We start from the raw sequence: 14,794 nt of genomic DNA, 5'->3' as shown, positions 1-14,794 counted from the left end.
GGCCTCAGTCCTTTTTCCAGTCCTTCAGAACAGCAAACGGGTTCGGCTTCTTGTCGTCCGCCGCAGTGCTCTCGATTCGCTCGCCGAAAGCCGCACCCGGCTTGCGCGGATAGGGGTCGATGGCAAGCGCCACCTGCTCGCTGACGACGACGCCGGCATCGATCGTATCGCCCGTGAACGTGTCTGGGATGTCGGGACCATCCGGGTCGAGAATCATCTCGCCGCCATCGTTGCTCGCCTGGCGGGCGAGCCGCGATCCTTCGGGCACCAGGATCGCTTCGACCGGTTCATGGATGTCGGCCTCGACGGGCTCGAGCGTCACCACGCAGCTTTGCACGATGCGGGCCGTGACATCGCCCTTGATCTTGACGCCATCCTTCTTCCAGCGCGCGATCTGCAGCTCTGCGCTGAGCGACAGCACATCCCTGACGCCCCAGAGCTTCGCCAGTGCCGCCCTTTCCCGCTCGTTTGCGGAAAGCTGCACGCTGACAGCGTTCGCCGAGATATGCCCCACCTTCACCGGATAGGAGAAGGCCGGCTGGCTATCGTCTTTCATGATCGGATCCTTCCTCGCCAGGGCGATTGATGCCGCCCAGTCGCGAATGCAGCTGCCGCCCGGGTTCCGGCTCGCGGCGCTGATATCTCTTAATAACCGCTCTATTAAACGCCAGCGGATGGAATCTGCAACTGACCGGTCTCGACAACCTCTTCGGCGATGTCGGCGAGTTGCGCCTCGACAGTCAGCAGATAGGCTGCAAGCGCCTCCATCGAGGGTGTTGCATCGCCGCCTTCCGGATGGAAGTTGCGCTTGAGTGCCGCTGCCAAGGCGGCCGTATCCTTCGCTTCCAGCGCTGCCGCGTAGGATTCGAGGCGACCGTAATACATGCCGGCCAGCTTCTTCATCTTCTTCGGAACGCCGGCATCGCCCACGCCGAGTTCGCGGATCGAGTGATCGACGTCCTCGAAGAAAGCGTCGATGATCTCCTGGGCGATTTCCTGGCCGGGCCTTGCCGAAGCACGTGTGCGGCGGAAGTAGAGGATCAGCATAGCCGACAGCATCTCGAACCGCCCCATGACCGTGTCCGGCACATCGAGATCGGTGTAGAGATAAGGTTGGCGCGCGGCCGACGTCAGCAGTGCATACTGACGCTCGACAATCGCGGCATTGCCGCTTTTTCTTTTGAACAGTCCAAAAATCATCACAAAGCTCGGGCTTGGCTTTCTCGAAATGCGCGCAAGCGCCCATCCCGTTGTTGCATGACAGCCGAAGCTGGTTTACCGAAGCAGGCACGAATTGCAATGGCGGATCTGCCATCGTTTCTCCAAGGGGAGCTGTCGTTGACGAAGCGGTATTTGAGAAAAAACTTTAAAACCCTCGGCCGCGTGGCGGCCGTAGCTACCATCGCCGGTCTCACCCTTTCAGCCTGCCAGTCCGCCAATGTCGGTGAAGTCCTTCATCAGGGTTATGTGGTTGACCAGGAAACGCTAAACCTCGTTCCGGTCGGCTCCAGCCGCGAGCAGGTGCTCCTGTCGCTCGGCACCCCGTCGACGACCGCGACCTTCGACAACGAAGTGTTCTACTACATTTCGCAGACCCGCAAGCGTCCCGTCGCCTTCATGAAGCCTCAACTGGTCGACCAGTCGATCCTCGCCGTTTACTTCGACAAGGAAGGCACCGTCAGCCAGCTCGCACACTATACGCTGAAGGATGGCAAGGTGTTCGACATGCTGTCGCGCACGACGCCGACCGGCGGCAAGGAAACGAGCTTCCTCGGCCAGCTGCTGAGCGGACCAGGTGCCGGACAGGCTGCCGCAAAGAGCCTGTTCAAGGACTTCGGCAGCAAGTAGTTCACCGATTACAAAACAAAAGGCCCGCGGAAGTCGCTTCCGCGGGCCTTTTTCGTTTCAGCGATGCGATCAGGCGAGGACGGCCAGAAGCAGCAGTGCCACGATGTTGGTGATCTTGATCGCCGGGTTCACTGCCGGACCGGCCGTATCCTTGTAGGGATCGCCCACCGTGTCGCCGGTGACGGATGCCTTGTGCGCCTCCGAGCCCTTGAGATGACGCTCGCCGTTCTTGTCGACGAAGCCATCCTCGAAGCTCTTCTTGGCATTGTCCCAGGCGCCGCCGCCCGACGTCATCGAGATCGCCACGAAGAGGCCGTTGACGATGACACCGAGAAGCGATGCGCCGAGTGCTGCGAAGGCCGAGGCCTTCGAGCCCGACAGAAGCAGCACGCCAAAGTAGACGACGATAGGTGCGAGCACCGGCAGCAGCGAGGGAACGACCATTTCTCGGATCGCCGCCTTCGTCAGAAGGTCGACGGCGCGGCCGTAGTCCGGCCGCTCCGTGCCTTCCATGATGCCTGGTTTTTCGCGGAACTGTCGACGAACCTCCTCGACGATAGATCCGGCCGCACGGCCGACCGCCGTCATCGCGATACCGCCGAAGAGGTAGGGGATGAGACCGCCGAAGATCAGGCCTGCCACAACGTAGGGGTTGGAGAGATCGAAGGAGATCTGCCCGACATCGGCGAAGTACGGATACTTGTCACCGTTGGCGGCAAAGTAACGTAGGTCATTCGAATAGGCCGCAAAGAGCACCAGCGCGCCGAGACCGGCAGAGCCGATCGCATAGCCCTTGGTGACAGCCTTGGTGGTGTTACCGACGGCGTCGAGTGCGTCGGTGGATTTGCGCACCTCCGGTGGCAGATGCGACATCTCCGCGATGCCGCCGGCATTGTCCGTCACGGGGCCGAATGCGTCGAGGGCCACGATCATGCCGGCAAGGCCGAGCATGGCGGTGACGGCGATGCCCGTGCCGAAGAGGCCGGCAAACTGGTAGGTGGCGATGATGCCGCCGACGATGACGATCGCCGGCAGAGCCGTCGATTCCAACGATACGGCGAGGCCCTGGATCACGTTGGTTCCGTGGCCGGTGACGGACGCCTGGGCGATCGAATTCACGGGCCGCTTGTTGGTGCCGGTATAGTACTCCGTGATCACCACGATCAGGGCCGTGACGACCAGACCGATAATACCGCAAAGGAACAGGTTCCAACCGGTAATGTCCTTGCCGTCAACCGTACCAATGGTGCCCCATCCGATCGTGAAGGACGTGGCCGCACCGAGACCGAGGATCGACAGCACGCCGGTCACGATCAGGCCCCTGTAGAGCGCACCCATGATCGAGTTGTTGGCACCGAGCTTCACGAAGAAGGTACCGATGATCGAGGTGATGATGCAGGCTGCGCAGATCGCCAGCGGATAGACCATGACCGTCGCCAGCACGGGCGTGCCGGCGAAGAAGATCGCGGCGAGCACCATGGTTGCGACGACCGAGACGGCGTAGGTCTCGAACAGGTCGGCCGCCATGCCGGCGCAATCGCCGACATTGTCGCCGACGTTGTCGGCAATCGTCGCCGGATTGCGCGGATCATCCTCGGGGATGCCGGCTTCCACCTTGCCGACGAGATCGCCGCCAACGTCGGCACCCTTGGTGAAAATGCCGCCGCCGAGACGGGCGAAGATGGAGATCAGAGAAGCGCCGAAACCGAGCGCGACCAGCGCGTCGATGACTTCGCGCGAGGCAGGCTCATGCCCGAGGCCGGCCGTGAGGACGACGTAGTAGACGGAGACGCCGAGAAGCGCCAGGCCCGCTACGAGAAGGCCGGTAATCGCGCCTGACTTGAAAGCGATGTCGAGGCCGGAGGCAAGGCTGACGGAAGCCGCCTGGGCAGTGCGGACGTTTGCCCGAACGGAAACATGCATGCCGATGAAGCCCGCAGCGCCCGAAAGGATCGCACCGACCAGAAAGCCGAAAGCGGCGGCGGGAGAAAGAAGAACCCAAGCGGCGATGAAAACGACAACACCGACGATGGCAATGGTCTTGTACTGACGCGTGAGATAGGCCTGCGCCCCTTCACGAATGTAGCCTGCGATTTCTTGCATGCGGGCATTCCCCTGGTCGGCGGCCATCACCGACTGTGTTGCCCAGATGGCGTAGACCACCGCGAGCAACCCGCATGCGATAACGCCCAATAAAATGGTCATTTCGCATTACCCTCCGTTACAACCCGCGGACTCACTCCCGGCCACGGGCCCCTCAAAACCGCGAATCACGCGCCACCTCCTCAAGCAGCACCCCCCACGGCGCGGCCAGAGTGCGGTTGCAACGGGAGATCGTCAAGCCCCGGAAAACGCCAGTGAGAAGGCGCTCCGGCGACTTTGAATGTCGGGAGAATGGAGTTAGGCGGCGGCGTTCCGCGGTGTGCGCTTCAGGAGCAGCAGAAGCACCACGCAGACGATGGTGACCGGCCACACGACCGCGTTCAGCATGTCCCATCCATAGGCGGATAGCACCTTGCCCGAGGCAAAGGACGACAGCGCCACGGTGGTGAACAGGATGATGTCGTGGAAGGCCTGGACCTTGTCGGCTTCCTGCGGACGGTAACTGCTGGCGACGATCGCCGTCGAGCCGATGAAGCCGAAATTCCAGCCGAGGCCGAGCAGCACCAGCGCGCCCCAGAAGTTCCAGAGTTCGATACCCATGTGCGCAACCGCGGCGCATGCCATCAGGAGAAGCAGGCCGCAGCCGACGATGCGCTCGGCGCCGAAGCGGCTGATCAGCCAGCCGGTGAAGAAGCTTGGGGCGAACATCGCCAGCACGTGCCACTGGATGCCGAGCGTCGCGAGTTCGGTCGAAAACCCGCAGCCCACCACCATCTCGACAGGAGCACCGGTCATCATGAAGGTCATCAGCGCATAGCTGGAGATGCCGCAGACCATGCCGGTGGCGAAGCGCTGGCTGCGTACGATCGCGCCGAGAGGACGCACGGCCTCATGGTGGTGATCTTTCACCATCGTGCCCGGTTCGGGCAGCCGCAGGGGGGCGAAAAAGAACGCAGCAAGCAGACAGATCGGCAGCAGCACGACGAAGGCGCCGGCAAAAGCGACGGGCGCGAACAGGTCGCCGGCAAAGATGACGATCTGGGGACCGAGCACGGCCGAAACAATGCCGCCGCCAAGGATCAGCGAGATCGCCTTGGGTTTGTAGAACGACGGGGAGGCATCGGCGGCGGCGAAACGCAGCTTTTGGGTGAAACCGTTCGACGAGCCGAGCATCGCCAGCGCAAAGGCGAAGAGCCAGAAGCTTTCGCGGAAGAGCGCGACCGCGGCGAGCGCCGCGCCTGCGGCAGCGATCCCGGTCCCGGTCATGAAGGCAAACCGGCGGCCGATCAGGCGCGAGAGCATCGCGACCAGCACGACGCCAAGCGCCATGCCGACGTTGAAGGCGGTGAGAGGTGCTGTTGCCAGCGACTTGTCTTGCGCCAGCAACTGGTAGCCGGCGACACCGCCGATCGAGAAGCAGATCGGTCCGACGACGCCGAGAATGGCCTGCGCGGCAGTCAGATGGAAAACGTTGCGGCGTGCTTCGCGAAGGGTGGCCCCCATGTCATCCGCAGCAACCGCAACCATAAACTCTACTTCCTGAACTCGCTACGAACCTGCTTGGCAATACGATCGAGAACGGCATTGACCAGCTTCGGCTCGTCATCCTCGAAGAAGGCCTTGGCGATCTCGACATACTCGGTGACGATCACCGGAACCGGCACGTCCTTGCGTTCCAGCATTTCGAAGGTGCCGGCACGCAGGATGGCGCGCACGGTAGAATCGAGCCGCGACAGTGCCCAGTCGTCCTGAAGCGCCGAACCGATCAACGGATCGAGCTTGCGCTGGTCGCGCACGACGCCGGCGACGATCGAGCGGAACCAGGAGGCGTCAGCCTTCAGATAGGTGTCGCCGTCGACATCCTGGCCGAGGCGATGGGCTTCGTACTCGGCAACCACTTCGAGCACGCCGGTGCCGCCAATGTCCATCTGATAGAGCGCCTGCACCGCGGCAAGGCGCGCGGCGCCGCGCTGGTTGACCTGCTTCTGCGGCTGATCCGAGGGTGTCTTCGTCACTGTTCCGTGCCCAGTTTCTTCTTCAATTCAATCATGGTGAGCGCCGCACGCGCGGCAAAACCACCCTTGTCGCCTTCCGACCGGCGGGCGCGTGCCCAGGCCTGGTCGTCATTCTCGACCGTCAGGATGCCGTTGCCGATGGCGAGGCTTTCGCTCACGGCGAGATCCATAATGGCCCGCGAAGATTCGTTCGCGACGATATCGAAATGATAGGTCTCGCCGCGAATGACCATGCCGAGCGCGACGAAGCCGTCATATTCCGTACCGCCTTCATCGGCACCGTCGAGCGCCATGGCGATCGCCGGCGGGATTTCGAGCGCACCCGGAACCGTCACGATATCATAGGTGGCCCCGGCTGCGTCCAGCGCATGTTTGGCGCCATCGAGCAATGCATCGGCCATATCGTCATAGAAACGCGCTTCCACAATCAGTATGTGGGCTGCCGTGGTCTCTGCCATGGATCACCTGTCTTTGAGAGTTCGTCGCCGGTTGCGACCGGCAGGCGGCGGTCAAACCATGCCCGGCGCCGAATGGCAAGCAAATTCCGCCGCAAACGGCCTTTTGCCGCGCCGAACAGCGCCAGAATACCAAGCCCGAAGGACCATCCTTGCCGTTCGGGCTTCGAACACAATCGCATGGGTGCTTGCGGTTTGCAGGTCAGAACAGCAAGTTCAGGTACCAGACAGGAATTGAACGAGGCATCCGCATGCTTGAGACCCCATCAACGATCCGCCTCCCCCGCGCCCCTCAAGCGGTCGTCTTCGATATGGATGGGCTGCTCTTCGACACCGAGGCGCTTGCCCGCGACGCCATGATACTGACCGCACCGGATTTCGGCTACGAGATGCCCGTCTCACTCTATCTCGACACGATCGGCCTTCCGGGCGACGCGACGCGGTCCGTGCTGAGACAGCATTTCGGCGAAGCGTTCGATGCCGACAAATTCTGGGACCGTGCAGCGGCGCATTTCGAAATGATGGTGGCCACGGAACTCCGTTTGAAGGCGGGGGTCACCGAACTCATCGACCTGCTGGAAGAAATGGGATTGCGCTTTGCGATCGCCACATCGTCGCGACACGACGACGTCCAGCGCAATCTCGGGGCACTCGCCTTGATGGACCGCTTCCCAACCGTCGTTGCCTATGGCGACTATGCCCATGGAAAGCCGCATCCGGATCCGTTCCTGACGGCAGCAAAACGGCTCGCCGTAGCACCGGAATTCTGCCTCGCCCTGGAGGACAGCCACAACGGCGTGCGGTCGGCAGCGTCGGCCGGCATGATGACGGTGATGGTTCCCGACCTGTTGCCCGCGACGCAGGACGTCAGGGCCATCTGCGTTGGCATTGCCAATAGCCTCCACGACGTTGGTGATGCACTCAAGGAGACGGCGCGGCAAGCACGCGATCCAATTTGATCCGCGCGCTCCGCCGCAGTTACCGTCATAGGATTGCAAAATCGAGGCACAATCAACGTAACGTTTATCAATTTCGACGCTTGTCGGTTGACGTTCCCTCGATCGCGCGACACGGATAGGAGCGGACAGTGGATGCTTCTTGCGAAATGCACGGCATCAGGGAGATAGACATGACGGAAACGCGAAAACCGATCGTCAATCCGAAGACCCTCACCCTCGACCATTGGACGAAAGGCGAAGGGTTCGAATCGAGCGACGCCTCCTTCGGCGCGTTGCTGGGCCTTAAGGATCTCGGTATCGGCTACGGTGAAGTGCCGCCGGGCAAGTCCGGCTGCCCGTTCCACAATCACCATGTCGAGGAGGAGCTTTTCATCATCCTCGAAGGCGAAGGCACGTATCGCTTCGGCAACGAGCGCCATGCGGTTGGGCCGGGCGACATACTTGGCGCACCTGCGGGCGGGCCGGAAACGGCGCATCACCTGATCAACACTGGCAGCGTGGCGCTCAAATACTTGTCCATTTCGACCATGGCGGCCACCGAGATCTGCGAGTACCCGGACTCGGGCAAGTTCCTCGCCAAGACGCGCAGTGCTGATGGCCAGAGGCGATTCCGCTTCATCGGCAGACCGGAAGACACTGTCGACTATTGGGACGGCGAGCCCGGCGCCTGAGTTCACCACAGCATAGGATCGAACATGCATAGCGTGCCTATCATCGAGACAGACCGCCTCATCCTGCGCCCCTATCGCCGTGACGACTTCCCCTCCTACGCAGCGCTGTTCGGCGATGCCGAGGTTATCCGCTATGTCGGTGGGGTTCCTTTTACGCGTGAACAATCCTGGACGCGGTTCCTGCGCCAGGTGGGCATGTGGCACTATTTCGGCTTTGGCTTCTTTGCCATCCAGGATCGGGAAACAGGCGCCTTTCTTGGCGAGGCCGGGTTTCACGATGTACACCGCGCCATCACGCCCTCGCTTGAAGGCACGATGGAGACCGGATGGGCGCTTTCGCCAATGGCCCATGGCCAGGGGCTTGCGACAGAAGCGGTCAGTGCGGCGCTGAAATGGGCCGATCGCCAGTTTCCCACGCTCCGCAAAACCTGCATCATCGATGTCGGCAACCGTGCCTCGATCCGGGTTGCGGAGAAGCATGGCTTCAAGGAATTCTGGCGGACGACCTACCATGGCAACCACGTGATCATGTTCGAGCGCCATCAGAAGGCAACGACGACGCACAAGTTGCGTGCTCACGCCGAAACATGAACAATTTTTAATTGTTTTCCAGACCTTTACGCCACGGAAACGGCCAGATTCCGGGCCAGCTTTCTAGGCGTTGGCACGGCGCGTCCCCGCCCCAAGCCGAGGAAACGCCGCCCCAATCAGTCGAAACAGTCCAGCACGTCTCAATGCGGGTGACGCCACCCGCAATCGACGTTTGCTGGCCGCTGCGGCACGAGATGGTGACCGGTGTCCGAGGCCCATAAGGGTCCCGCGTTCGGGTAGGAGGCCGGCGGTCGCGATGTCGCAAGCAAACAAAGGAGCATGACCATGAACCGCATAGCCAAGCTTTCCGTCATCGCTGCCCTCTCCGCCCTGTCCTTCGGCGGCGTTTCCTACGCGGCAGGCGCCGCGATGAACTGGCCGGCTGAAATTGACCGGACAGTGCGCGACTTCAAGGGTGACCACTTCACAGTCGTTGACGTCGACACGCTCAAGCAATCGAGCCAGACGCGCGTGTGGATCAACGAAGCCACGCCGCGACAACTCTCGTCCCTGCACGCAGCGGTCAACGCCAACAAGCCGCTTGCAGCCAAGCTGAAGGGCCAGAACGTCGAGATGAACAACATCGCCGGCGCTGAACAGGCGGCCGATGGCAGCCTGACCTTCTATCTGCGCTAAGCCGAAAACCGCCCTCCCAAAACGCCACCGCCCCCAGTCGGGGGCGGTTCGCTTTCCTAGGATATATTCGGCAAAGAACCTCAGACTTCGTTCATGCCGGCCTCGGCGCCGGGAACTCCGCGAGGCGCGCCGCGTAACGAGCCATGGTGTCGACCTCGAAGTTGACGAAATCACCCGCCTTGCGTTCGCCCCAGGTCGTGACCTCCAGGGAATGGCGGATCAAGAGCACGTCGAATTCGGCGCCATCGACCTTATTGACCGTCAGCGACGTACCGTCGAGCGCAACCGACCCCTTCGGCGCGACAAACCGCGCCAGATGTTCCGGTGCCCGCAGGCGAAAGCGCACCGCGTCGCCCTCCGGCTCCACCGATAGGATTTCCGCCTTGTCATCGATATGACCGGAGACCAGGTGGCCGCCGAGCTCGTCGCCAATCTTCAGCGACCGCTCGAGGTTGATCCGCGTGCCCCTTGTCCAGCCCGCAATCGTCGTCAGCCGCAGCGCTTCTTCCCAGGCCTCAACCTCGAACCAACGCTCGTTGCTGCCGGCTTCAGGCAGGGCGGTCACCGTCAGGCACACGCCGGAATGGGCAATGGAGGCGCCCATGTCGATGGTCTTCGGATCATAGCTCGTGGCGACACGCAGCTTGATGCCTTCCTTGAGCGGGGTGACGGCATCGACGGTGCCGATATCGGTAACAATGCCTGTGAACATCAGTTCTCTCTTTCGTATTCCTCGAACAGATCGTCGCCATACCGTGCTTCAGCGACGCGCCGGAAGCCAGATGGTACGGATTTACGGTCAAATGGGGATGGAATGCCGTTTTCGCCAATCGTTCCAGGCCCGGTGTAAAGCTGAATACGGTCGACAAGATCCGCATCGAGAAAGGCACGCGCCGCGACGGCTCCGCCTTCGACCATCAGCGAGGAGATGCCGCGCGACGCCAGCGCCGTCAGAAGGTCCGCAATTGAACCGGCTTCGAGCACCTCCACGCCGGCGGCCTCCAGGGCTGCCTTGCGTGTGGCCCGACCGTCATCAACCTCCGCGTCCGCATCACCGGATCCGTCACTGGAGACCACGATAACAGGAACATCCCGCGCCGTTCGCACCAGCTTCGAGGAAATCGGCAGATCGAGCCGGCGGTCGAGGACGATGCGCAGCGGCGAGCGATTTTCGAGCCCCGGTAGCCGCACCGTCAATTCCGGGTCGTCGGCCGTCGCCGTGCCGATCCCGACCAGGATCGCGTCCGTCTCGGCTCTCAGCATTTGCACCTGTCCGCGGGAAATGGGACCGGTGATACGGACCTGCCCTGCCCCCTTACGGCCGATCATGCCGTCGGCGGAAACAGCAAGCTTGAGAATCACATAGGGCCGCCGGCTTACCTGGCGCATGAGATAGGCTTCGAGTGCGTGCTGCCCTTCTTCGGCGAGAACGCCGATATCGACAGTGATGCCGGCATCGCGCAGGCGCACGACGCCGCGCCCGGCGACGCGCTCGTCCGGATCGAGGATCGAGATCACCACGCGGGCAACGCCGGATGCGACAAGGGCGTCGGCGCAAGGCGGCGTCTTGCCGTGATGCGAGCAGGGCTCCAGCGTCACATAGGCGGTCGCGCCCCTCGCTGTCTCTCCGGCCTCTGCCAGCGCCTGGGTTTCCGCATGCGGTCGGCCGCTTCGCGCCGTCACGGCCCGACCGACAATGACGCCGTCCTTGACGATCAGGCAGGCGACGGAAGGATTGGTGGATGTCTGTCCGAGATGATGGCGGGCCAGCCTCAGCGCCGCGGCCATGAACCTCTCGTCTTCACGGGTGGGTCCTGCCATGGCTCTATCCAGCTTTCGCCTATTCGCCCGGATCGCGCGCGATCTTGGCGCTGATCTCGGTGATGACCTTCTCAAAATCCTCGGCATGCGAGAAATCGCGATAGACCGAAGCGTAGCGCACGAAGGCAACGTCATCGAGGCTCTTCAGGGCTTCGAGCACCTGGAGGCCGATTTCCTCCGAGGGGATTTCGGTTTCGCCGGAGCTTTCGAGGCGCCGTACGATGCCGGAAACCGCCCGCTCGATGCGGTCGCGATCGACGGGGCGCTTGCGCAGCGCAATCTCGAAGGAGCGCAAAAGCTTATCCCGGTCGAAAGGAACCTTCCGACCGGTTTTCTTGATGATCATCAGTTCACGCAACTGCACCCGCTCGAAGGTCGTGAAACGACCTCCGCAATCCGGACAAATCCGGCGGCGGCGAATAGCATTCCCGTCCTCTGCAGGACGGGAATCCTTCACCTGACTGTCTTCAGAACCGCAGTAGGGGCAGCGCATGAGCGATCGATCACATGTAGCCGTACATCGGGAAGCGATCGGTCAGCTTGAGGACCTTGTCACGAACGCCGGCTTCGACGGCGGCATTGCCTTCGTCGGAGTTGGCGACCTTCAGGCCGTCGAGGACCTCGACGATCAACTCGCCGATTTCCTTGAACTCGGCTTCCTTGAAGCCGCGGGTCGTACCGGCCGGCGTGCCGAGACGGACGCCCGAGGTGACGAACGGCTTTTCAGGGTCGAACGGGATGCCGTTCTTGTTGCAGGTGATGAACGCGCGGCCGAGAGCAGCTTCTGCACGCTTGCCGGTCGCGTTCTTCTTGCGCAAGTCGACGAGCATCAGGTGGTTGTCGGTGCCGCCGGAGACGATGTCGAGGCCGTTGGCCTTCAGCGTTTCGGCGAGCGTACGGGCATTCTTGACGATCTGGGCCGCATAGTCCTTGAACGACGGGTGCAGCGCTTCGCCGAGAGCAACAGCCTTGGCGGCGATGACATGCATCAGCGGGCCGCCCTGGAGACCCGGGAAGACGGCCGAGTTGATCTTCTTGGCGATGTCCTCGTCGTTGGTCAGGATCATGCCGCCGCGCGGGCCGCGCAGCGACTTGTGCGTGGTCGTGGTGGCAACGTGGCAATGCGGGAACGGCGACGGATGCTGGCCGCCGGCAACGAGACCGGCGATGTGCGCCATGTCGACCATCAGCCAGGCGCCGACTTCGTCGGCGATCTCGCGGAAGCGCTTCCAGTCCCAGATGCGCGAATAGGCAGTGCCACCGGCAATGATCAGCTTCGGCTTGTGCTTGCGCGCCTGTTCGGCAACGTTGTCCATGTCGAGCAGGTGATCGTCTTCACGCACGCCGTAGGAGACGACGTTGAACCACTTGCCGGACATGTTGACCGGCGAACCGTGCGTCAGGTGGCCGCCCGAGTTGAGGTCGAGGCCCATGAAGGTGTCACCCGGCTGCAGGAGCGCGAGGAACACGGCCTGGTTCATCTGCGAACCGGAGTTCGGCTGAACGTTGGCGAAGTTGACGCCGAAGAGCTTCTTGGCGCGGTCGATCGCCAGTTCCTCGGCGATATCGACGAACTGGCAGCCGCCGTAGTAGCGCTTGCCCGGGTAACCCTCGGCATACTTGTTGGTCATGATCGAGCCCTGGGCTTCGAGCACGGCGCGGGAAACGATGTTCTCGGAGGCGATCAGCTCGATCTCGTGGCGCTGACGACCCAGCTCCTTCTCGATCGCACCAAAGATGTCCGGATCGCTGTCGGCCAGAGAGCGGGTGAAGAAGGCGTCATTGGTCTGGTCAGGCATCGGCGCGAGGCTCCTCTCAAGGGTGGCAGTTCTTTAGCTTCCTCGCACGGCGAGAGCAATATCTGCTGTGCGGTTTGCGTCATTTCCCCCATCTGCCGCGCCGAAATATCGCGGCGGCTGGCGCATGAAAAAGCCGCGCTCCCAGGGGAAGCGCGGCTTTAGGAATTCCGTGTCGCAAATTCGCTTACTGCGGCAGCGCGTCCTGATCGACCGAGCCGGCCGACTGCTCAACGCCATAAGGCGACTGCAGCGCCAGCTCGGTGGCACCGTCGCGCTGGTAGATATCATCGCGGAACTGCACCACGCCATCCTTGGCGGACCAGGCGGTGATGTAGGTGAAGAACACAGGCACTTCCTCGGCAAGCGTGATCGGCGTGTTGACGCCGGTCTTGATGGTCGCCTCGATCTGCTGGCGCGACCAGCCGGGCGTATCCTTCAGCAACCAGGTCGAAAGATCGCGCACGTTCTGCACGCGAACGCAGCCGGAAGACTCGAAACGCATCAGCTTGTTGAACAGACCCTGCTGGGGGGTGTCGTGCATGTAGACCTGATGCTCGTTATGGAAGTTGATCTTCGTCGACGACATCGCGTTGATCTTGCCCGGGTCCTGACGGAACATCAGGTTCGGCGCCTTCTCGGCGTTCCAATCGACCGTTTCCGGCGACACTTCGCCGCCACTACCATCGAACAGGCGGATCGAGTTGCGTGCGAGATAGGTCGGGTCCTTGCGCATCAGCGGCATGATATCCTTCTGGATGATCGAGCGCGGCGCGGTCCAATAGGGGTTGAGGATGACCTCGTAGATCTTCGAGTTGAGGATCGGCGACTGGCGGTCGATCTTGCCGACGATCGCCGTATGGCGCAGCGCCACGCGGCCGTTCTCGACCGCTTCGATATAGGCGGCCGGAATGTTGACCATCACGTAGCGGCGGCCAAGATCGCCGGACATCGACTGCAGGCGCACCAGGTTGGTCTGGAGCTGGCCGAGGCGGGTGTTGGCGTCGACGTTGATCGCCTTCAGCGTGTATTCGCCGATAACGCCATCGGCCGGGAGGCCATGGCGGGCCTGGAAGCGCTTGACCGCGCCCTCGACGTAGGAATCGAAGGACGAGGAAACACCGGCCGACTGCGGCAGGTCACCGGAGACCATCAGGCGCTGGCGGAGCTGCTGCACCGACGGATCTGTGACGCCGAGCTCGAGCTTGACGCTGGTCTGGACCATCGGCCAGCCGCCTTGCGAAACGATATTCTGGTAGTCGAAGATTGCCTGCTGTACGTGGGCGATCGTTTCCGGGCCGAAGACCGGCGTATTCGAAACGACCGCGGTCGCCGTACGCGATGCCTTGGCGTCGTACTGGTCGTCCCAGGAGCCGCGGCGTGGCGAATTGATGATCTCGTTCAGGGCGTCCTGTGCGCTTGCCGCGCCGGCGACTGCAACGGCGCCGAAGGTTGCTGCCGAGCGCAGAAAGGCGCGGCGCGAGAATGCATCAATTCCATTCTTTTTCGACATATTCCTACCATCCCAATGCGTTGGCACGCGCCCTATGCGCTGACACGCACGTTGCCGGAGCCCTAACACGATCGTGGTTAACAAAGGTCAACCAACGAGCCACCCTGCCCTCACAAGATTTCACGATACCGCGAGTGAGGACCCTCATCCGGCAGGCGAAACGCGAAACGAATCCACGCTCAAGAAAACACGTGGCCGCACCTACCGCATGTCGTCGTCGCTGTCACAGCAATATGGCCAATTCGTGTCTCGGACAGGTTGAACGGCGACATGGCACGCCTTTTGCTTTTCGCCGCAACGGACAAGTCGGCGGACGAGCGACAGACGGCAACATTTTGATTTTCTAATATTTTCCGTTTGGAAAGCCGTCCGAACGCAAGAATGGC

16 protein-coding genes are annotated in these 14,794 nt (G+C 62.1%); 5 read left to right on the top strand and 11 right to left on the bottom strand.

The window, feature by feature from the left end:
• Nucleotides 1-4: 4 nt before the first annotated feature.
• Together V7S54_RS18585 and V7S54_RS18580 are read right to left on the bottom strand one after the other, a co-directional pair.
• Nucleotides 5-556: a YceD family protein gene (locus V7S54_RS18585; RefSeq protein WP_065374555.1), complete on the bottom strand. Its 552-nt coding sequence runs from the start codon at nt 554-556 to the stop codon at nt 5-7.
• A gap of 104 nt (nt 557-660) precedes the next feature.
• Nucleotides 661-1,200, bottom strand: a complete 540-nt coding sequence (locus V7S54_RS18580) for a ubiquinol-cytochrome C chaperone family protein (RefSeq protein WP_065374554.1) — start codon at nt 1,198-1,200, stop codon at nt 661-663.
• A gap of 138 nt (nt 1,201-1,338) precedes the next feature.
• On the opposite strand from V7S54_RS18580, the gene V7S54_RS18575 reads away from it, so the two are divergent.
• Entirely contained in the window at nt 1,339-1,848 is a 510-nt protein-coding gene (locus V7S54_RS18575; protein WP_057252891.1) for an outer membrane protein assembly factor BamE, read from the top strand.
• A 69-nt stretch (nt 1,849-1,917) separates the two neighbouring features.
• Here the strand turns inward: V7S54_RS18575 and V7S54_RS18570 are convergent, their stop codons facing one another.
• The 4 genes from V7S54_RS18570 to ribH form a co-directional block, all read right to left on the bottom strand.
• Nucleotides 1,918-4,053, bottom strand: a complete 2,136-nt coding sequence (locus V7S54_RS18570) for a sodium-translocating pyrophosphatase (protein WP_065374553.1) — start codon at nt 4,051-4,053, stop codon at nt 1,918-1,920.
• Between the two features lie 195 nt (nt 4,054-4,248).
• Nucleotides 4,249-5,478, bottom strand: a complete 1,230-nt coding sequence (locus V7S54_RS18565; protein WP_065374552.1) for an MFS transporter — start codon at nt 5,476-5,478, stop codon at nt 4,249-4,251.
• 5 nt (nt 5,479-5,483) lie between these two features.
• Complete coding sequence (gene nusB, locus V7S54_RS18560) at nt 5,484-5,966, bottom strand: transcription antitermination factor NusB (RefSeq protein WP_065374551.1); 483 nt, start codon at nt 5,964-5,966, stop codon at nt 5,484-5,486.
• Nucleotides 5,963-6,424 carry a 6,7-dimethyl-8-ribityllumazine synthase gene (gene ribH, locus V7S54_RS18555; protein WP_065374550.1) on the bottom strand — a complete coding sequence of 154 codons (462 nt, stop codon included), beginning with the start codon at nt 6,422-6,424 and terminating at the stop codon, nt 5,963-5,965. The genes nusB and ribH overlap by 4 nt, the downstream gene beginning before the upstream one ends.
• Before the next feature lie 248 nt (nt 6,425-6,672).
• On the opposite strand from ribH, the gene V7S54_RS18550 reads away from it, so the two are divergent.
• From V7S54_RS18550 to V7S54_RS18535, 4 genes are all read left to right on the top strand, one after another.
• On the top strand, nt 6,673-7,380 hold the full coding sequence (locus V7S54_RS18550; protein WP_336408665.1) for an HAD family hydrolase: 708 nt from the start codon (nt 6,673-6,675) through the stop codon (nt 7,378-7,380).
• Between the two features lie 170 nt (nt 7,381-7,550).
• Entirely contained in the window at nt 7,551-8,051 is a 501-nt protein-coding gene (locus V7S54_RS18545; RefSeq protein WP_065374548.1) for a cupin domain-containing protein, read from the top strand.
• 24 nt (nt 8,052-8,075) lie between these two features.
• Entirely contained in the window at nt 8,076-8,642 is a 567-nt protein-coding gene (locus tag V7S54_RS18540; RefSeq protein ID WP_065374547.1) for a GNAT family N-acetyltransferase, read from the top strand.
• Nucleotides 8,643-8,927: 285 nt separating this feature from the next.
• Nucleotides 8,928-9,278: a hypothetical protein gene (locus tag V7S54_RS18535; RefSeq protein WP_065374546.1), complete on the top strand. Its 351-nt coding sequence runs from the start codon at nt 8,928-8,930 to the stop codon at nt 9,276-9,278.
• Nucleotides 9,279-9,369: 91 nt separating this feature from the next.
• On the opposite strand, the gene V7S54_RS18530 is transcribed toward V7S54_RS18535, so the two are convergent.
• From V7S54_RS18530 to V7S54_RS18510, 5 genes are all read right to left on the bottom strand, one after another.
• On the bottom strand, nt 9,370-9,990 hold the full coding sequence (locus V7S54_RS18530; protein WP_065374545.1) for a riboflavin synthase: 621 nt from the start codon (nt 9,988-9,990) through the stop codon (nt 9,370-9,372).
• A complete protein-coding gene (gene ribD / locus V7S54_RS18525) occupies nt 9,990-11,099 on the bottom strand; it encodes a bifunctional diaminohydroxyphosphoribosylaminopyrimidine deaminase/5-amino-6-(5-phosphoribosylamino)uracil reductase RibD (protein WP_065374544.1) in 1,110 nt (369 codons plus the stop codon). Before ribD ends, V7S54_RS18530 begins: the two co-directional genes overlap by 1 nt.
• A gap of 19 nt (nt 11,100-11,118) precedes the next feature.
• Complete coding sequence (nrdR, locus tag V7S54_RS18520; RefSeq protein WP_034803756.1) at nt 11,119-11,592, bottom strand: transcriptional regulator NrdR; 474 nt, start codon at nt 11,590-11,592, stop codon at nt 11,119-11,121.
• A 10-nt stretch (nt 11,593-11,602) separates the two neighbouring features.
• Entirely contained in the window at nt 11,603-12,898 is a 1,296-nt protein-coding gene (gene glyA / locus V7S54_RS18515) for a serine hydroxymethyltransferase (RefSeq protein ID WP_065374543.1), read from the bottom strand.
• Between the two features lie 184 nt (nt 12,899-13,082).
• Nucleotides 13,083-14,408, bottom strand: coding sequence for a L,D-transpeptidase family protein (locus V7S54_RS18510; protein ID WP_065374542.1), 1,326 nt, complete (start codon nt 14,406-14,408; stop codon nt 13,083-13,085).
• Nucleotides 14,409-14,794: the final 386 nt, after the last annotated feature.

The organism is Ensifer sp. CCNWLY38 (assembly GCF_037120565.1).
Taxonomy (GTDB): domain Bacteria; phylum Pseudomonadota; class Alphaproteobacteria; order Rhizobiales; family Rhizobiaceae; genus Ensifer; species Ensifer adhaerens_H.
This window is presented reverse-complemented; position numbering and strand designations above follow the sequence as displayed.